This is a genomic window from Bacillus sp. N5-665, assembly GCF_022637375.2.
Classification (GTDB): Bacteria; Bacillota; Bacilli; order Bacillales; family Bacillaceae_G; genus Bacillus_A; species Bacillus_A wiedmannii.
On record NZ_CP093325.1, the window covers coordinates 2,747,648 to 2,766,141 of the forward strand.

Below are 18,494 nucleotides of genomic sequence, written 5' to 3' on the forward strand. Positions count from 1 at the left end.
TTTGTAATCTACTTTTTCTTTGTGAGCTCATGTTCTGTCGGAATGTGCGCTTACCGGGGAAATAATTGAATAGTTGAAAATTAATTTCCGAAAGGGGAACTTATGTGAAGTATATTGAAATCGGCATCGGAAATAGGTGGTTCGTTCGAACAGAAACTGAAAATAAAGATGGAACTGAATTTGAGGAAAGAGGAATTATAAAACCTATTTACTTTGAGTCTTTATATGTACGGATTTGGTTTCGGAAAACGTGTTTTATTTTTGATACGAAAGAAGGGTTTAAGAAAGTAAGAAAAAGTAGAGATGAGTATAAGTTTATTGTTGGAATTGTAAGTAGGTTAAAACAATAGAATTAAATAGGGGGTGTTCTTATGATTAGAATCACCACATTCATACTCGCTATTATTGTAATGGGCTATTCTATTTACAGTTGGAATGATGATTCGAAGCAAAGTATGCTTATTTTGCAATTATTGTTATGTTTTATGCTAGCTGGTATGGGGATATAAATTGTTAAGAAGGATGAAAAAGAGAATAAGAATATGGGGCTGTTACTTTTACTTACAACGCTATTTTGTATTGCTGTATCGTTAATGAAATATTTAAAATAAGCTGTTACTTAATATGTTGAGTAACAGCTTATTTTTTTGAAGTTTTCTCATTAAAAATAGTAGTTGCTGTTTGGTACATTTCTTTATCAATACAAAATTTTTCTGTTATCCAATAAGCAAGTTCAGAAGAGGTAAGACTATGTTCACTTTTCTTACCTTGGAAATATTGTTTTAAAACATTATCATTAATAGAAGTTGGAATGCCATCGATATAACCGAAAATCTGAATTTTCTTTAATACTGGAGATGTACGCCAATCATTAGACTTTGTAATGAGTTCTTTCATACTTGATAAATGTGTTGGCTCTGTATGTAAGATTTTTGCTGGACCTGGATCTCTAGTAATTTCAATACTATTATTTGAGACTTCATAAGTAAAAGTTTCTCTTACATTACTTACTTGAAATGATTCATAAAGTGGATAAGCTTGGAATAAAGGCGCACAGTAACCAACATCGACATAATAAGGTTTGTCTAAGTTAACTCGTAAGCATAAATGTCCGGGATCCATATACATATAATGAACATCAAAACCAAGATTTGATAATAACCAATGGAGTCCAATTGAGTGCGTCCAACAAGTACCGCCCAGACCTTTTGTTGTAATACGATTTATGTATGTCTCAATGGAAGGAAAATAATCCCCTGTTACATTACCTTTTTCCCAGTCAATTATTTTAGAAAGGGTTTCCCACTTTACTTTTTCTTGATGAGCTTTAATAAGCTCATTTAAAAACTTTAAGTTAGTAGGCTGTTTTGTAGTACCTAAAAATGATAGAAATTTGTTTACTAGTTTTTCTGACGGCATATTCTTTTCCTTTCAATATAGAAGTTAGCATTAAGAATATTATACAATAAATATCAGAAAATACAGTTATTAATAGAGTGGGAGAGAATTATATGTCTATGTCGCTATATTATAAAAAGATCCGGGAGCAATTAGGTCATGAACTAATTTTTATGCCGAGTGTAGCTGCTGTTATAAAAAATGGGCAAGGAGATATTTTGTTTCAATATCCTGGCGGGGAATACTGGAGTTTGCCAGCTGGAGCAATTGAACTTGGGGAAACTCCAGAAGAAGCAGTAGTTCGGGAAGTTTGGGAAGAAACAGGATTGAAAGTGCAAGTGAAAAAACAAAAAGGGGTATTTGGAGGAGGAGAGTACCGTCATATATATCCGAATGGCGATGAAGTAGAATATTTAGTTGTTGTGTTTGAGTGTGAAGTTATTAGTGGCGAGCTAAAATCGTTAGATGGTGAATCTTTAAAACTAAAATATTTCTCTTTATCTGAAAAGCCACCATTAGCATTACCGTACCCAGATAAAATATTTTTATAGATGTAAAATAGCACACCTTACTTATTGAAGGTGTGCTATTTATATAATCCGGTCGTATACATCTCAGTTAACGTATGTACAACCTCTTCTAAGTCGATCTTTTTATCATTTTTCACAATTGTCCAAAGAAACATCTCATTCATCGCGAACCAAGCACGAGCTACAATTTCTTTATTTAATTCAGGATGTGCTAATCCACCTTCTTGAGAGTATGTAATATCCTGCGCAATATTGTTTATAAAGCGTTCCCGTATCTCGTCCCACTTTTGACGTATCTCTTTTGATAATCCTATAGCTTCTTGAACAACTTGCAATATAGCTCGTTCTTTTTCTGCTAGTTGTAGGAATGCTCTAACTTGATTTTGAATCATTTTATGTGCTTCTTTTTTCGTTTGAGGCGAAAAGGAGCGCTCAGCAATATCATAAAATTGAATCATAACATCTTCCATTAAAACGATGAGGAGATCATCTTTGTTTTTAAAGTATACATATGCCGTTCCATAACCGGTTTCTGCATGTTTAATAATTTGTGTAATTGTCGTTTTTTGAAATCCGTTATGTATAAAAATAGTGTAACCAGCGTGTAATAGTTTCTTCTTTGTCTCTATGGAGCGGTGTTTTCTTGATGAAAGAGTATTGTTTTTCAAAGAATCACCTCTTTATACTGAAATATCTGAAAATATAACTGTATTGTAAAAGAAATTCATATATAAAGTCAACTGACATAATATCATTGACGTTATATCAACTATGGTGATATATTTCAATTAGTTAGAATAAAAAGAAAATTAAAAGAAGGTGACACCATGTATAAAGAACCATTTCAATCAACTTATGAATATGCGCTTGAATGTGATAAACATGATGAACTGAAAGATTTTCAAACTGAATTCTATAAAAAAGAAGGAACAATATATTTAGATGGAAACTCATTAGGACTACTTTCAAAAAGAGCAGAGAAATCGTTACTTACGTTGCTCGATTCATGGAAGGAGTATGGAATTGACGGCTGGACTGAAGGAGAGCATCCGTGGTTTTTCCTTTCGGAGAAATTAGGTGAATTGACAGCGCCTCTTATTGGAGCTTTACCGGAAGAAGTTATTGTAACCGGTTCCACAACGACGAATATACACCAAGTTATTGCGACATTTTATGAGCCGAAAGGAATACGTACAAAAATTCTTGCGGATGAATTAACATTCCCGTCAGATATATATGCACTTCAAAGTCAAATTCGTTTAAAAGGATTAGATCCAGATGAGCATTTAGTACGAGTGAAAAGCCGAGATCGTAGAACACTTTCTGAAGATGATATTATTCACGCAATGACAGATGATATCGCGTTAATTTTATTACCTTCTGTACTATATAGAAGTGGCCAAATTCTTGATATGAAACGTTTAACAGCGGAAGCACATAAGCGTGGTATTCATATCGGATTCGATTTATGTCATTCAATCGGTTCTATTCCGCATCATTTCAAAGAATGGGATGTTGATTTCGCAATTTGGTGTAATTATAAATATTTAAATGCAGGACCTGGTGGAGTTGCGGGGCTTTATGTAAATAAAAAGCATTTTAATAGACTCCCTGGATTATCAGGGTGGTTTAGTTCTAGAAAAGATAAGCAGTTCGATATGGAACATACATTAACAGCTGCTGATCATGCAGGTGCTTATCAAATTGGTACACCGCACGTATTAAGTACTGCACCTTTAATTGGTTCTCTTGAAATATTTAAAGATGCTGGTATAGAACGTTTACGTGAAAAATCGCTACATATTACAAGATACATGCTGGATTTAATTGATCATGAATTAAAAGATTTCGGATTTATAATTGGAAATCCATTAGAGGATGAAAAACGAGGCGGGCATATTTATTTAGAGCATGCAGAAGCAGCACGCATATGTAAAGCGCTAAAAGCAAATGGAGTTATCCCTGATTTCCGTGCGCCTAATGGAGTAAGACTTGCGCCAGTTGCTTTATATAATACATACGAAGAAGTATGGCATTCTGTTCAAATTTTAAAGAAAATCATGAAAGATGAAGAATATAAGCAGTTTGAAAATAAGCGAGAGGTTGTGGCATAAACATGAAATCATCAGAGTGGATTGATATTTCACAACGGCTAAATAATGATATTGCCACTTGGCCAGGAGATACACCGTTCTCGTATGAAGTTTCATGGTCAAAAGAAGAAAGTGGTTCAGTAAATGTCGGAAAGTTAACGATGAGTATTCATACAGGTACTCATATTGACGCACCGTTTCATTTTGATAATGATGGAAAGAAAGTAATAGAATTAGATGTTCAAGTTTATGTCGGTCCAGCACGGATCATTGATGTTTCTAATCTTGAAAGCATTGGGAAAAAGGAATTAGAAAACTTTCATTTAGAAGGCGTAGAACGCTTGTTGTTACGCACATCTTCACATGGTAAAGCTAATGAATTCCCAGTTGTAATCCCGCATTTACGTGCTGATATCGCACCATTTCTTTCTGAAAAGGGAATTCGTTTAATTGGGGTTGATGTACCATCAGTTGATCCATTAGATGATAAAGAATTAGCAGCGCACCATCAATTGTTTAAACATGGCATACACATTTTAGAAAATGTCGTACTAGATCATGTAGCAGACGGTGATTATGAATTAATCGCATTACCACTTGCCTTAACAGATGCAGATGGAAGTCCAGTTCGAGCAGTTATTAGACCAATATAAGTAGAAATATATAAAAGGGGCGTTTGGCTAATATGAAAGAAAACGAAAAGGTAATTATGGAAAAAGGAATTCATACGGACTTTAAAGAGAATATGACGTACGGGGAGTATTTACAATTAGATAGTTTACTATCTTCTCAAAAGAGATTATCAGATCATCATGATGAAATGTTATTCATCGTGATTCACCAAGCAAGCGAGCTTTGGATGAAATTAATTTTACATGAGTTAAATGCAGCGATTGAATCTATTAAACAAGATAAATTACAACCAGCTTTTAAAATGTTAGCACGTGTATCAAAAATTCAGTCGCAAATCATTCAATCTTGGGATATTCTTGCGACATTAACACCATCTGAATATATTGAGTTTCGTGATTCACTCGGTCAATCCTCAGGGTTTCAATCGTATCAATATCGTATGATTGAGTATGCACTTGGCTATAAAACACCGCACGCATTAAAAATTTATGAAAAGGATCCAGAATTACACGCTCGACTTCATACAGCACTACATGCACCAAGTTTGTATGATGTGGCAATTCAAGCTCTTGTAAAAGAAGGATTCCCTATTCATAAAGATGTGTTAAATCGTGATATTACGCAGCCTTATGAAGAAGACGCAACAGTAGAAGCAGCATGGATAGAAGTGTATGCAGATGTGAAGAAATATTGGGATTTATATCAGCTTGCTGAAAAATTAATCGATATTGAAGACTGGCTACAACAATGGCGTTTCCGTCATATGAAAACGGTAGAACGCATTATTGGTCATAAAATGGGAACAGGTGGATCTTCTGGTGTATCTTATTTGAAAAGGGTACTTGATCAATGTTTCTTCCCAGAGCTTTGGAATGTTCGTACGAAATTATAAAAAACCAACCTGTCAGTTTATTACTGGCAGGTTTGTTTTTTATTTGAACACATTTATGTTTTAATTAAAGCTACAAGATATAATAAATAAGGTAATGATTTAATTGGAGGTAAAGTTTTGGATTTCAAGCAACTAGAAAATAAATTTGAAAAGAAAAAAGTAAATACATTTCTCGTTTATCAAAAAGGTGAGCTAACCAATGAATATTATAAAACGATAGAATGTTCAAGTAATTTATATAAAATAAATTCGATTACAAAAAGTATTGTATCCATATTAATAGGTATTGCAATCGATAAAGGATATATAAATGATATACATACACCAATTACAAAATGGATTCCAAATATACCAGAAGAAAAAAACGAATTAACAATTTATCATCTATTAACGATGACTACAGGTGAAGATTGGAAAGAGTTCGGAAATGGAGTAGTGTTCCCAAATGATTTTGTAGAATCGGAAAACTGGGTGCAATACATATTAGAAAAAACAATAATTGAAGAACCCGCTTCAAAAATGAATTATAACTCAGGGTCTTCGCATTTGCTTAGTTATATTATTCAAGAAGCTGCTGGAATGTCGACAGAACAATTTGCCAAAAGATATTTATTTGATTCGTTAGAAATTACCGAATATGAGTGGCAACAAGATCCTCAAGGCATACATGTCGGTGGTTTCGGTATGAAAATGAAATCTAAAGATTTATTAAAGCTCGGAATTTTATGTTTGCAGAATGGATATTGGCAGGGGAATGAAATTGTATCATCGAAATGGTTAGAAGAATCAAGTACACCTCTATTTGAAACGTATAAACATGTCGGGGCATATGGATATCACTGGTGGGTATTGAATAACGAAAGATTTCACATACCGTATTGTATGTACTTTGCTATGGGGTACGGCGGACAATACATCGTTATCATACCTCAATTAGAGCTTGTTGCTGTAATAAGTAGTCATATGCCAAAACGTGGACTCGTTCCATTGAAATTATTTATTGAACATGTACAAGAGAATGATAAGTTGATATAAGAAGAGGAGAGAATGTATGAGAAGTGTAAAAACATTATCTTTATTTAGACTATGTTTAAGTCTTCTAGCATGTAGCGCCATTATTACGCAATTTATAATAAGGGCACAAGTGAAACCGTTCAATCCAGTTAACTTTTTTAGTTTCTTTACGATCGAAAGTAACATCTTAGTTGCATGTATTCTCCTTTTAAGTAGCATTGGAACAGCTACATTTGGCCGGTCAGAGCAGTTTAGTATACTTCGTGGTGCCGCAACTGTATATATACTTACGACAGGACTCATTTATTTTTTGCTATTAAGAGGATTAGAAGAATCACTTCAAACCGCAATACCATGGGTAAATACGGTGCTACATTATATCATGCCAATTGCCATGCTTTTAGATTGGATTATAAATCCACCTAGTAAGAAAATCACTTGGAAACAAGCTGCAAGTTGGCTCTTATTCCCGTTCTTTTACGTTGTGTACAGCTTAATACGTGGCACGATTGTGAATTGGTATCCTTATCCGTTTTTAGATCCGAGAATAGGCGGATATGGTAGAGTGCTTTTATACAGTATAGGGATAGCGATTGTAATTAGTGCTATTTGTATATTGGTAAGATTTTTAGGGAATCGAGATTTTAGGAAAGAATTTTAGAAATGAAAGAACCCCCACTGTTAACATTTTAATAGTGGGGGTTCTTTCATTTTATCTACTCGTCTTCTGAAATGACATTTTTATAAATTTATCTGTCTTCGTTTCAAATTCTACATCAACAAAAACACCATATTCTTTTCCATCTTCACGTAGCCACAATTTAAATTTTTCAACCGTTATTTGAACGGTTTTCGGTTTTCTACCTATATGAAGGTAATCAATAATCTCCGCTTTTGGGTATTGTTCTTTCGTCTTTTCTACAGCAAGTTTACCCCATTTGGCATACGGTGGCTGCGCATGAACAATTGATGGACCGATATATATATTTGAACATGTTGTTATGAACAGAATGACGAGTACGATACGCTTTAACAATTTCTTCATGATGAACTCCTTTTATCTTTTTTTATATTGTTTACATATTTTTTCAACGATATGAGTTTGGATTTTTTTGTCTTCTTTACATAAAAGTGAAGCTTTTACAAAACATAACCAAGAAATCATTTCCGTAATTAAGGAGGGAAAACCATGCGTCAAAAAGCTATTTTTAAAATAGCAATTTTACTTGCGTTCATAGGACTATCTTTGATGGTAAGTAGTATACAACTAAAAAATGTTGAAGCTTTTTCTAATCAAGTCATTCAAAGAGGAGCATCTGGCGAAGATGTCATTGAACTGCAATCTCGTTTGAAATATAACGGATTTTATACGGGAAAAGTGGATGGTGTTTTCGGATGGGGTACATACTGGGCACTTCGAAATTTTCAAGAGAAATTCGGATTACCTGTTGATGGTTTAGCTGGAGCTAAAACGAAGCAAATGCTAGTAAAAGCAACGAAGTATGATAAGTCAACTGCTAATAAAGGAACGACAACGAATAAAGGAAATAGTGGTGGTACTGCACAAGAAAATAAACCATCTCAAAATAAAGGGACAAATGTTCCAAATGGTTATTCTCAAAATGACATTCAGCTTATGGCAAACGCAGTATATGGAGAATCTCGTGGTGAACCGTACTTAGGGCAAGTTGCAGTAGCTGCAGTTATTTTAAATCGGGTTACAAGTGCATCGTTCCCAAATACCGTTTCGGGTGTCATCTTTGAGCCAAGAGCATTTACAGCGGTAGCAGACGGACAAATATATTTAACGCCAAATGAAACAGCGAAAAAAGCTGTATTAGATGCAATTAATGGATGGGATCCAACAGGAAATGCATTGTATTATTTCAATCCAGATACTGCAACGAGTAAATGGATTTGGACTCGTCCACAAATTAAAAAGATTGGGAAACATATTTTCTGTAAATAGAGCGGAGGTGGAACTATGTTACGAGGTATTATAATCGTATTATTAACAGTCGGTGTAGTTGGAACTGGATACTGGGGCTATAAAGAGCACCAAGAGAAGAATGCTGTATTAATTCGAGCGGAAAATAGTTATCAACGTGCGTTTCATGATTTAGCATACGAAGTTGATTTATTGCACGATAAAATTGGAACAACGCTTGCGATGAATTCACGTGCATCTTTATCACCTGCATTAGCAGATGTATGGCGTTTAACATCTGAAGCTCGTTCGGATGTAGGACAACTTCCTTTAACATTAATGCCTTTTAATAAAACGGAAGAATTTTTAGCAAATATCGGCGATTTTAGTTATCGTGCAGCCATTCGTGATTTAGAAAAAGAACCGTTAAATGATCAAGAATACAAAACGTTGGAAACTTTATATTCAAATGCAGGAAATATACAAGATGAGTTACGAAAAGTACAACATCTAGTTTTGAAGAATAATTTACGCTGGATGGATGTTGAGATGGCACTCGCATCAAATCGTGATCCTGCAGACAATACAATTATTGACGGATTAAAAACAGTAGAGAAAAACGTAACATCGTATTCATCTACAAACTTCGGACCGACCTTTACTAGTGCACAAACAAATAAAAAAGGCGGATTTGAAGCAGAAGGGAAAGCAATTTCTAAAGATGAAGCGGCGAAAATCGCAAAATCATTTTTGAATTTAAAAGGAAATGAAAAAGTAGATGTTGAGAAAAGCGGAAAAGGTGCGAAAGAATCTTTCTATAGTGTGAAAATTAAAGATAAAGCAACGAATAATGAGTTTTATATGGATATTACCGGCAAAGGCGGATATCCAATTTGGGTAATGAATAATCGAGAAATTAAAGAACAGAAAATTAGTTTAAACGATGCAGGAAATAAAGGTTTGACATTTTTAAAGGACCATAAATTTAATAATATGGAGATTTTTGATAGCTCGCAATATGATAATGTTGGTGTATTTACGTATGTAGTAAATGAGAATGGTATACGAATTTATCCAGAAGCAATCCAAATGAAAATTGCTTTAGATGATGGTTCTATCGTTGGTTTTTCAGCAAAAGAATATTTAGCATCACACCAAAAACGAACAATTCCCTCAGCAAAGCTAACTGCAGCAGAAGCAAGAAAGAAAATCAATCCAGATGTTAAAGTTATGGAAGAACGTAAAGCTGTAGTTGTAAATGATTTGCATAATGAAGTACTTTGCTATGAATTTATAGGTACTTTAGGGAAAGATACGTACCAAATTTTCATTAATGCAAATAGCGGAGCAGAGGAAAAAGTGAAGAAAATGCAAGCTGTTGAAAAAATTTATGATTAAACTTTAATAGTAAAGTGGTGAGAATAATGAAGATTCTAATATATATGTTGATGCTTTGCTTGTTTATAACTGGATGCAGTATTGGAAAAAAGGACAATCCAAACGAAAAACCAGAGCAAAAAAATGTTTCGACGAAAAATATTAATTATACGAACAAACCAAATAAGCCAAATGAAAAAGCAGCGGATCATTTAGCATCTTTAGCCGCAAGTGTGCCAGGTGTAAATGATGCAACAGCCGTAGTAGTCGGCAAATATGCTATTGTAGGTATTGATGTAAAAGCGAAACTCGATCGAACTCGTGTTGAGTCCATTAAATACTCTGTAGCAGAAAGTTTAAAAAACGATCCGGATGGTGCTAATGCAGTCGTTGTAGCGGATGTTGATACGTATGAACGACTGAAACAAATTGGAAAGCAAATTAAAAAAGGAAAAACAGGTGAAGGTATACTTGATGAGTTAGCAGCAATTGTTGGCCGAGTAATGCCACAAGTTCCAAATGACATGATTGAAAATCGAGAAACGAATCCAATTAAAGATAATGATAAACAATTACCAAAAGATGAAGAACAAGAACTAAGAAAAGAACAGAATGACCAATCAAATAATCATTTGAATAAATAAAACTAACCCCGTACTAAAATGTGCGGGGATTTTCCAACATAATATTTAATATTCAGTTTATTTTTAAGGGAATATATGGTTTAATTATGATGGGAGGGACAACTGTTATGATGAAAAAAAGCGCATTAATAGTATGTAGTTTATGCTTAGGTTTCAGTATGACAGCGTGTGAACAGAAGAAAGAAGTGAAAAAACAAACAGCGACTTCTTCTACTGTGATGGAAAGGCAGCAGAAAGATTCTATCAATATAAATCATTTCTCGAACATAAATGAAGGAATGACTTATACAGAAGTGAAAGATGTAATTGGTTTTGATGGTAATTTACTTATAGAAGAAGGTGTAGAAGATTCTACACAAATTAAACAAATTTTTGCTTGGAAGGGAAGCGATCCAACTTCATTAGTTGAAATTACCTTTTTAGATGGAAAAGTGCATTCAAAAGAGCAGCAAGGTTTAAGTTAATAAGTTGAAAAATGGGAGAGTTTCGCATGAACATACATACAGGGGAAATTCAATTAGTTCCGTATAAGGAGAAATATAAAGAAGTTATACAAACATTTACTTTACCAAGTGAACAAGTTCAATTTACATCAGACCCAGGTGAATTATTGGAGAAAGCAAAAAGTGATCGAACAAAAAATGTGATTGTTATTTTAGATTACAACGGGGTACCTGTTGGTCTTTTTGCATTGCAAACTGGGGATAGAGTACAGGAATTCACAGACAATCAAGATGCTTTACTTTTAACTTCGTTTTCTATAAATCACAATAGGTAAAGAAAGGGATATGCTAAAAAATCATTGGCATTATTACAAGAGTTTGTAAAACGTTATTTCCCGATAAAAAATGAGGTTGTACTTGCTGTGAATGAAAAAAATATTCCGGCACAAAATTTATATGAAAAAGTCGGCTTCCAAGATAAAGGCTTTAGAAGAATGGGACCAATTGGTCAACAAATTATAATGCATTTACCTATCATAAAATAATGAGAAGAAAAACTTACTCTTGAAAAACAAGATAGTAAGTTTTTTTATTTAGAACGATAAGAGAATATATATGAAAAGGCTATATTTAAGAGTAAAGAAATTATAGCTAGTTACATAAAAAATAAAGATACTTGAAAAACTTTAAATTTAGTAAGTTCTACAATCATTAAATAATACTTTTTGGGGGCGTAGCTTTATGGAAATTATTCAATTACTAAAGAAGGATGACTTATTTAATAAGGCAATAGATGTTTTTTGGAAAGAATGGGGGGAGGCAGGTGGGCGTGCATTTTATGAAGATTGTATGACTAATGCTTTAACTGATCCAAATGACATACCAAGTTTTTACATTGCAAAAGTAGATGATAAGATTGTCGGAACGTATGCATTAATTCGCAATGATTTAAATAGTCGTCAAGATTTGAGCCCGTGGCTAGCGTGTTTGTTTGTAGATGAAAAATTTAGGGGCAACTCTATAGGAGCAAAATTGTTGAATCATGGACTGCTAGAAGCTGCAAAGAGAGGGTATCAATTTCTTTATCTTACTTCAGATCTTAACGGATATTATGAAAAATATGGATGGAAAGAAATTGGAGTTGCTTATGGGCCTAGTGGAGGGTACATACCTTTGTTTAAAAAGTCAACGGCTCTATAACGAAAGCACTTTTTATTCAACAAACAGGTGCTTTCGTTAAATGAAATTAAACACCAAGAACCTTACTACAATAAAATGTAGCAAGGTTCTTATAGGTTATATTAAATAACTTTACATCAACTTTGAAACACATTTAAACGAGGAGAAATGATATGACAATTTATATTGCATTACTAAGAGGAATCAATGTAGGCGGACATAAGGTAATCCAAATGGCTGATTTAAAACAAATGTTTGAATCAATAGGGTTAAAACAAGTAAAAACATATATTCAAAGCGGTAATATCGTGTTTGAATATGATGAAGATATAAAATTTCTAAAGGAAAGAATACAATCTGAAATTAAAATCACTTTTGGGTATGATGTTCCAGTCATGTTAAGAATACATGAGGAATTTATAAATATTATAAAAAGTTGTCCTTATGAAGCCGATTCATTGCTAGAAGGTGAAAGTATACATGTTGCTTTCTTAGCAAATGAACTTTCTGAAAAAGAAAAAGATCAGCTGCTTATGCAAAAAAATGAGACTGAAGATTGCTATATTCATGAAAAAGTTGTGTATTTATTTTTCAAAAATAGCATTCGAAATTCTAAATTAATGAACCAGTTTCAGAAGTTACATACACCAGCTACAGTAAGAAATTGGCGGACTGTGAATAAATTAAAAGTGATAGTTGAAGGTATGTAAAGAAATACGGTAAAGTATATTGGAATACGATTGACAATAGACTAACATCTACAGAAACAAACTCTTAGGGACGTATTACTTAGGGGTGATAAATGTTTCAAAGACTATAGTTATAGTATAAAATAAACAAATTAAGGGGTAGGTAAGATGGGGAAATTTGTGAAAGACCAAAAGGTAGTTGCACTTACATTAGAGGGTTTAGCACCATGTACGGTTGTAAGAGTTGGTTGGATTTTTATCATGGTACAAGTAGAAGAAACGAAGCACCTATACTCACTTACAAAAGGTAAGATAACGTCTATAGAAGAAGATAAACACTATCTTTTAGAAGAGAGTTTTGATGAAGAGGACGTTTATGATATAGGTAGGGTATTTGGTGCAATTGAAACAACAGACATGGAACTTGCAAAGAAATCATTTGAAGAAAATGAAGACTTCAAGAAATACGAAGATTTTCACAATCCATCAGAAGGGAAACTGTATGGTGGAGAGTACTATACTACAATCAAAACAGGTAAAGAGTTACTAGAACAATACTTTAATCGAGAAGGAATAAGGCGTAATGGTACAAATTAAATTAGATGCGAAAACAATTAAAAGTCAAATCTTATTTATGTTAGGTATATAGCCTAATAAAAAAATTTTATATTTTATTATTGGGAGGACGAAATAATGGATTTGGTAAACAAATTTTTAAACGGCTTGAGAGCAGCATTATCAACAGATGATCTCGAAATACTAAATAAAGCGTGCGGTGCTACAAAAGAGGATATTGATACATTAAGGTCAGAATATCCAAATTGTCCAGAATCACTAATCTCTTTTCTTGAAAATATTGATGGTACATATTGGCGGAAATATGGAGAAAACGAAGTTGCGGTATGTATTTTAGGCTCAGATGTTGAAGAGTATCCATATTATTTGCTTTCTACACAGCAGATGCTCGAAAGTTCAAAAGAAGAAGAAGACGTATCCTATCTTTTAGAATACCAAGATGACGAGGATGCTGTTGATTCTAAGATAAATCCAAAAGGACTTCTCCCTGGCACTTATATTCATTTTTCAGACTGTATGAACAATGGTGGAACATCAAGACTCTATATTGATTTTAACCCTTCTGATGAAGGTATATGTGGTCAAATCATTCGTTTTTTGCACGACCCTGATGAATATGAAGTGATTGCAAACAGCTTTGATGAGTATTTACAGAATCTTATTGATGATGATTTTAATTTTCTAGAAGAAGAATCTCAATAATTTGTCTACAAACTCATTTAAATAGTTAGAAATTAAACAACTTTAAAGAGCCTTACTACAATATGATTTGTAGCGAGGCTCTTATATTTTTTAATCAAAATTAAATAACATTATTATTACTTTACAAAATCTCATCTTTTTATTTATATTGTTTTGCGACTATAAGTTCGACGATAGGATAAATAAAGAATGAAGAACAAAGTGCGATAAAAAGAGGAAGATTCTTTATTTTATCGAGTAATAGGAATGCAAATCCTTCTGATAATATTAAAATAAAAAACATAAGGCATATAAGTGCAAAATAAGAAATTTTAAAACTTTTATATTGGATTTGCTGTCCCATTCCATCTTTGCTTTCTTCCGATACTCCGTTTGGATCTCCCCAAGTCATATGATTGATGAGGTAGCTAATTATTATTGCGCTTGCGAAGATTGTTCCACCTAAAATCGCACCTTCAGAGATGTATTTATAGACTCCATGTATAAGTACTCCAAGTAACGATAAAGTGATTGTTAGTAAAATGAAATTTTTGCGATTCATATTAGAAACGGCAACTCCATAGTTGTAAAAAACTCTTTACACCCATAGTATAAAATTGAAAAACCTTTATGTCAAATGTTTTTTACATGAAAGGTGTAATAATATGATATTTTGTTTTTACGATTAATAAAAAATTACATTACATTTGAATGTAAAAGAATGGGCTCGCATATATTTGGAAGGGATGTCAGATTAATTTAGGGGGTAGTTATGTCTATTCTATTAAAAGCTGGTGCTGATGCAGGAAATAACGGTTTGAAGTTAATGGTGAAAGGGCAAGACCCTATTTTTATTCCGAGTATATATTCTTTATATATAGGAGAGCCTACAGGATTGTTAGATGAGAGTGATGTTTCATTATCCGAATTAGAAAATCACATTGACGTGACCATTAGTTCTCCATCGCTAATGTTAAATAATGTGCGGTATATCGTAGGTGAAAAAGTCATTCAAGATCAATTAAAAGGTACTGAGGTTGAGAAGAAATCAAATAAGTCAACTGATGAGTTAATGGTTATTACAATTCTATCTGGTTTAGCGGTGAGTGCTATGCGTCAAAGTCCAACTTCTAGTCATATTAATATTCGTTATGATTTATCTGTTGCTCTTCCTATGCAGCTTATTACACAAGAAATAGCTGCGGAAAATGCGAAGCGTTATATGGGCAATCATAAGGTTGTGTTCCATTATCCAAACGGACGTGATGTGACAATTAATATTTCAATCGAATATTGTAAATGCCTGCCTGAAGGCGCTTCTGGTACGTGGGGCATTGTATATGATGAAGAAGGAAATGTTGTGAAACATAAAATTGAATGTGAACAAAATCAAGTTTCAGAAGTTGATTTTGTTGATAAAACTTTATTGTCTTTTGATATTGGTGCAGGGACGACAGAAGAAGTAGTTTCACTAGGTGTGAACTTTAGACCACAACTAAGTAAGGGCTTATCATATGGTGTGAAAGAAACGTTACTACAAATTATTACAAGATGGAACCGGAAGTATCCAACAAAGACGATTGATAGTATTACAGAGTTTAACCAAATTTATTTAAATGATAAGCATCCGAGAAATGCATTATTAGTTGAGGAATCACAACCAGCATTATTAGGATTAGCAGCGCGTGTCGCAACGGATATTATAAATAAAATTGATGACATGAAAGACGATCCATACGTATTTATTTATGGCGGGGGCGCAGTAATTATTAAAAACAGTTTAAAAATGATTTTAAAACAAAAAGGACGACTAACAAATGTAATCTTTGTAGATAATCCATTATTTACAAATGCACGTGGATTATTAGTCTACACTTGTTCACCAAAATATAGAGAGCATAAGCAAAAAGAGTTAGGATTTACAAACTTAACGATAAGTTAGTTGGTGGAAGTATGCGATCTAGGCGATATAAACGTGGTGATCGAGTAAAAATCAATATTCATAAGTCAGTATCACCTGAAATGATTGCATGGCTAAATAAACAATCAAATCCAACCAATTTCTTTTTCTTTGCAGCGCAGCAACTCTTTAAACAAGTAGGAGATATTGATGTGTCAAAAGCTATACCAAGTAGCCATGTTTTCTCATTATACGTAGAGCCATCTTCCTTATTAAAGGTCGAAGTAAATCCTTTTAAAAATGTACCACTAGAAGCTAATAAATCTACCGATAATATTAAAAAAAAATCATGGGAATCTGTTGATCAATTAGATTGTCCGTTTTTTTAAACATAGAAAAAATAAGTATTGCCCATCACTATACATACGGATACAGTGATGGGCTTTTTTACATGTAACGAATAGAAGGGGCACAAATTGTGGTGTGCCCCTTCTATTCGTTATTTATCTATATTTTAGATGTATGTTCAGTAACTGCATGAAGTATGTCTTCCCAGTCATCAGGATGATTTTCATGTCCTGCGCCTTCAAGGGTTAATAGCAATGAGTTAGGAATTTCATCAATAAGTGCGAGACCATGTTCAAAAGGGAGTGCTGTATCGTCTGTTCCGTGAATAACTAATGTAGGTGCTTGTATGGAGTGAAGCACACCTTCATAAGCATCATCCCCTTGAAGTAAAGCGTGATTAAACATACTTAATAGATTATTTGCTCGTTCTATTTCTTGTTTTACTTGATTATAGACTCTTTTTTCATCAAATGTTCGTTTGGATCCACATAAAAGGCGAGATCCGGAAACTAAATATTCTGCTACAACATTTTCATTTGTCCAATCTAAATGCGTGCCATTTGCGTGATGTGTTAAAATTCTTTCGTCCATCGGAGGTAAATCGCGCGTGTTATCGTCAGAGCCTATCACACTTGTAGCTAATAATGTTAACGTTAAAATTCTTTCGGGATGTTTTACAGCAGCAATTTGAGCGATCATACCACCTAATGACATACCAAATAGATGTGCTTTATCAATATGATAAGCATCGAGTACCCCAATTGCATCTTCAGCCATATTTGTAACTGTATAATTGGAAGTTCCAGGCTCATATGTAACAGAGCATCCCACATCACGGTTATCAAAACGAATAACAAATTTCCCCGTGTTAGCCAACTGTTCACAAAACTCTTCATCCCAATAAACCATTGAACACGTAGCGCCCATAATTAATAAAATAGCTGGGTTTTTAGGGTTCCCAAAGCTTTCTGTACATATATCAATCCCGTTTATTTTAAATATCTTTTCAGTCATAGAGTTTTCCCCATTTCTTTTGAATTTCATTAAAAATACAATGTTGAGTGATTCTAAGGTGTATGTAAGTTTCGTTTTGGAATTAATAGTGCAATAACCCCTAAAAATAAGTATATAGCCATTCAAGGCAAAAAATTTTGAGAAATATTTGTATGTTATTAAAATAAATAGCAAGGAGGAATGGAAATGAAAGCAATTGTTATAGATCAATATGGTAATGTTGAAGAATTAAAAGAAAGACAAGTTTTAAAACCGGTTGTTAAAGATAACGAGGTATTAATACGCATTCTCGCAACATCTATTAATCCTGTTGATTGGAAAATAAGAAAAGGAGACTTACAAGAACAGTTACGATTTTCATTTCCAATTATTTTAGGGTTAGATGTAGCTGGGGTTATTGAAGAAGTTGGGGAAGAGGTAGAGTGCTTCAAAGTAGGAGATAAAGTATTTACGAAACCTGAAAATATAGGGAAGGGCTCTTATGCTGAATTCATTACAGTAAAATCGGATTTAGTATCCTATATGCCTACTAATCTAAGTTATGAAGAGGCAGCTTCTATTCCTCTGGTAGGACTTACAGCGTGGCAAAGTCTTGTAGATTACGCAAAAATAAAAGAACATGACCGAGTACTCATTCATGCTGGAGCTGGTGGAGTTGGAAGTTTGGCAATCCAAATCGCAAAATCATTTGGAGCTTTTGTTGCAACAACTGCAAGTAGTAAGAATGAAGAGTTTTTAAAGTCTTTAGGAGCAGATCTCGTTATTGATTATAAAAAAGATAAATTTGAAGAATTACTATCAGATTTCGATATTGTATTAGATACAATAGGTGGTGAAGTACAAAAGAAAAGCTTTCAAATTATAAAAGCTGGTGGTGTGTTAGTTTCGATTGTTCATGAGCCAATTCAAAAAGTAAAAGGGATAAAATCAGGGTTTTTATGGCTAAAACCAAACGGAAAGCAATTAGAAGCATTATCAAAATTAATTGTACACGGAAAAATAAAACCAATTATAAGTAAAGTTGTGCCGTTTAATGAAGAGGGGGTTAGAGAAGCTCATATTTTGAGTGAAGGTCAACATGTTAGAGGTAAAATTGTAATGAAAGTCGGAGGATAATGAATATAGTGGCTTGTAGAGAAAGTGAAGTTGAACCAGG

General features: G+C 33.5%; 23 protein-coding genes and 2 pseudogenes. 20 read left to right on the forward strand and 5 right to left on the reverse strand.

What is annotated here, in order from left to right; all coding sequences use genetic code 11:
* The first annotated feature begins 104 nt into the window (after positions 1-104).
* Positions 105-350, forward strand: coding sequence for a DUF3977 family protein (locus tag MNO09_RS16765; protein ID WP_000873844.1), 246 nt, complete (start codon positions 105-107; stop codon positions 348-350).
* 21 nt (positions 351-371) lie between these two features.
* A pseudogene (locus tag MNO09_RS16770) lies at positions 372-611 on the forward strand (hypothetical protein).
* Between the two features lie 28 nt (positions 612-639).
* On the opposite strand, the gene MNO09_RS16775 reads toward MNO09_RS16770, so the two are convergent.
* Positions 640-1,419, reverse strand: a complete 780-nt coding sequence (locus tag MNO09_RS16775; protein WP_001138863.1) for an arylamine N-acetyltransferase — start codon at positions 1,417-1,419, stop codon at positions 640-642.
* A 92-nt stretch (positions 1,420-1,511) separates the two neighbouring features.
* Here MNO09_RS16775 and MNO09_RS16780 point away from each other — a divergent pair, with 92 nt between their 5' ends.
* Entirely contained in the window at positions 1,512-1,949 is a 438-nt protein-coding gene (locus tag MNO09_RS16780) for an NUDIX hydrolase (protein WP_000062931.1), read from the forward strand.
* Between the two features lie 35 nt (positions 1,950-1,984).
* On the opposite strand, the gene MNO09_RS16785 is transcribed toward MNO09_RS16780, so the two are convergent.
* Complete coding sequence (locus MNO09_RS16785; RefSeq protein WP_000795026.1) at positions 1,985-2,596, reverse strand: TetR/AcrR family transcriptional regulator; 612 nt, start codon at positions 2,594-2,596, stop codon at positions 1,985-1,987.
* A gap of 159 nt (positions 2,597-2,755) precedes the next feature.
* On the opposite strand from MNO09_RS16785, the gene kynU reads away from it, so the two are divergent.
* From kynU to MNO09_RS16810, 5 genes are all read left to right on the forward strand, one after another.
* A complete protein-coding gene (kynU, locus tag MNO09_RS16790) occupies positions 2,756-4,042 on the forward strand; it encodes a kynureninase (RefSeq protein WP_000276314.1) in 1,287 nt (428 codons plus the stop codon).
* Between the two features lie 2 nt (positions 4,043-4,044).
* On the forward strand, positions 4,045-4,674 hold the full coding sequence (gene kynB, locus MNO09_RS16795) for an arylformamidase (protein ID WP_000842469.1): 630 nt from the start codon (positions 4,045-4,047) through the stop codon (positions 4,672-4,674).
* A gap of 32 nt (positions 4,675-4,706) precedes the next feature.
* Positions 4,707-5,546 (forward strand): tryptophan 2,3-dioxygenase, encoded by an 840-nt coding sequence (gene kynA, locus MNO09_RS16800; protein ID WP_088107281.1) that lies wholly within the window; start codon positions 4,707-4,709, stop codon positions 5,544-5,546.
* Positions 5,547-5,663: 117 nt separating this feature from the next.
* On the forward strand, positions 5,664-6,581 hold the full coding sequence (locus tag MNO09_RS16805) for a serine hydrolase domain-containing protein (RefSeq protein WP_088107280.1): 918 nt from the start codon (positions 5,664-5,666) through the stop codon (positions 6,579-6,581).
* A 16-nt stretch (positions 6,582-6,597) separates the two neighbouring features.
* Positions 6,598-7,221, forward strand: a complete 624-nt coding sequence (locus MNO09_RS16810) for a Pr6Pr family membrane protein (RefSeq protein ID WP_001258052.1) — start codon at positions 6,598-6,600, stop codon at positions 7,219-7,221.
* A 51-nt stretch (positions 7,222-7,272) separates the two neighbouring features.
* On the opposite strand, the gene MNO09_RS16815 is transcribed toward MNO09_RS16810, so the two are convergent.
* On the reverse strand, positions 7,273-7,605 hold the full coding sequence (locus MNO09_RS16815) for a DUF3889 domain-containing protein (protein ID WP_000734895.1): 333 nt from the start codon (positions 7,603-7,605) through the stop codon (positions 7,273-7,275).
* Positions 7,606-7,749: 144 nt separating this feature from the next.
* On the opposite strand from MNO09_RS16815, the gene sleB reads away from it, so the two are divergent.
* From sleB to MNO09_RS16860, 9 genes and pseudogenes are all read left to right on the forward strand, one after another.
* Positions 7,750-8,529, forward strand: coding sequence for a spore cortex-lytic enzyme (gene sleB / locus MNO09_RS16820; protein ID WP_001249038.1), 780 nt, complete (start codon positions 7,750-7,752; stop codon positions 8,527-8,529).
* A gap of 15 nt (positions 8,530-8,544) precedes the next feature.
* The gene (gene ypeB / locus MNO09_RS16825; RefSeq protein WP_000943711.1) at positions 8,545-9,885 is read left to right on the forward strand and encodes a germination protein YpeB; all 1,341 of its coding nucleotides are present in this window, start codon (positions 8,545-8,547) and stop codon (positions 9,883-9,885) included.
* 26 nt (positions 9,886-9,911) lie between these two features.
* On the forward strand, positions 9,912-10,508 hold the full coding sequence (locus tag MNO09_RS16830; RefSeq protein ID WP_000697998.1) for a YhcN/YlaJ family sporulation lipoprotein: 597 nt from the start codon (positions 9,912-9,914) through the stop codon (positions 10,506-10,508).
* Between the two features lie 107 nt (positions 10,509-10,615).
* Positions 10,616-10,972, forward strand: a complete 357-nt coding sequence (locus MNO09_RS16835) for a hypothetical protein (RefSeq protein WP_000976462.1) — start codon at positions 10,616-10,618, stop codon at positions 10,970-10,972.
* Positions 10,973-10,998: 26 nt separating this feature from the next.
* A pseudogene (locus MNO09_RS16840) lies at positions 10,999-11,496 on the forward strand (GNAT family N-acetyltransferase).
* A gap of 196 nt (positions 11,497-11,692) precedes the next feature.
* A complete protein-coding gene (locus MNO09_RS16845; protein ID WP_000402852.1) occupies positions 11,693-12,151 on the forward strand; it encodes a GNAT family N-acetyltransferase in 459 nt (152 codons plus the stop codon).
* 152 nt (positions 12,152-12,303) lie between these two features.
* Positions 12,304-12,840: a DUF1697 domain-containing protein gene (locus tag MNO09_RS16850; protein ID WP_000158261.1), complete on the forward strand. Its 537-nt coding sequence runs from the start codon at positions 12,304-12,306 to the stop codon at positions 12,838-12,840.
* Between the two features lie 147 nt (positions 12,841-12,987).
* On the forward strand, positions 12,988-13,416 hold the full coding sequence (locus MNO09_RS16855) for a hypothetical protein (RefSeq protein ID WP_000514638.1): 429 nt from the start codon (positions 12,988-12,990) through the stop codon (positions 13,414-13,416).
* Between the two features lie 96 nt (positions 13,417-13,512).
* A complete protein-coding gene (locus MNO09_RS16860) occupies positions 13,513-14,097 on the forward strand; it encodes an SMI1/KNR4 family protein (protein ID WP_241950026.1) in 585 nt (194 codons plus the stop codon).
* Positions 14,098-14,236: 139 nt separating this feature from the next.
* On the opposite strand, the gene MNO09_RS16865 is transcribed toward MNO09_RS16860, so the two are convergent.
* A complete protein-coding gene (locus MNO09_RS16865) occupies positions 14,237-14,638 on the reverse strand; it encodes a hypothetical protein (protein WP_001080450.1) in 402 nt (133 codons plus the stop codon).
* Positions 14,639-14,848: 210 nt separating this feature from the next.
* Between MNO09_RS16865 and MNO09_RS16870 the strand changes: the two genes are divergently transcribed.
* Together MNO09_RS16870 and MNO09_RS16875 are read left to right on the forward strand one after the other, a co-directional pair.
* The gene (locus MNO09_RS16870; protein ID WP_000025618.1) at positions 14,849-16,018 is read left to right on the forward strand and encodes a ParM/StbA family protein; all 1,170 of its coding nucleotides are present in this window, start codon (positions 14,849-14,851) and stop codon (positions 16,016-16,018) included.
* 11 nt (positions 16,019-16,029) lie between these two features.
* The gene (locus MNO09_RS16875; protein WP_001257747.1) at positions 16,030-16,365 is read left to right on the forward strand and encodes a hypothetical protein; all 336 of its coding nucleotides are present in this window, start codon (positions 16,030-16,032) and stop codon (positions 16,363-16,365) included.
* 118 nt (positions 16,366-16,483) lie between these two features.
* On the opposite strand, the gene mleBCA is transcribed toward MNO09_RS16875, so the two are convergent.
* Positions 16,484-17,338, reverse strand: coding sequence for a BCA family alpha/beta fold macrolide esterase (gene mleBCA / locus MNO09_RS16880; protein WP_000136590.1), 855 nt, complete (start codon positions 17,336-17,338; stop codon positions 16,484-16,486).
* A gap of 186 nt (positions 17,339-17,524) precedes the next feature.
* On the opposite strand from mleBCA, the gene MNO09_RS16885 reads away from it, so the two are divergent.
* Positions 17,525-18,454, forward strand: a complete 930-nt coding sequence (locus tag MNO09_RS16885; protein ID WP_000644556.1) for an NADP-dependent oxidoreductase — start codon at positions 17,525-17,527, stop codon at positions 18,452-18,454.
* The last annotated feature ends 40 nt before the right edge of the window (positions 18,455-18,494 follow it).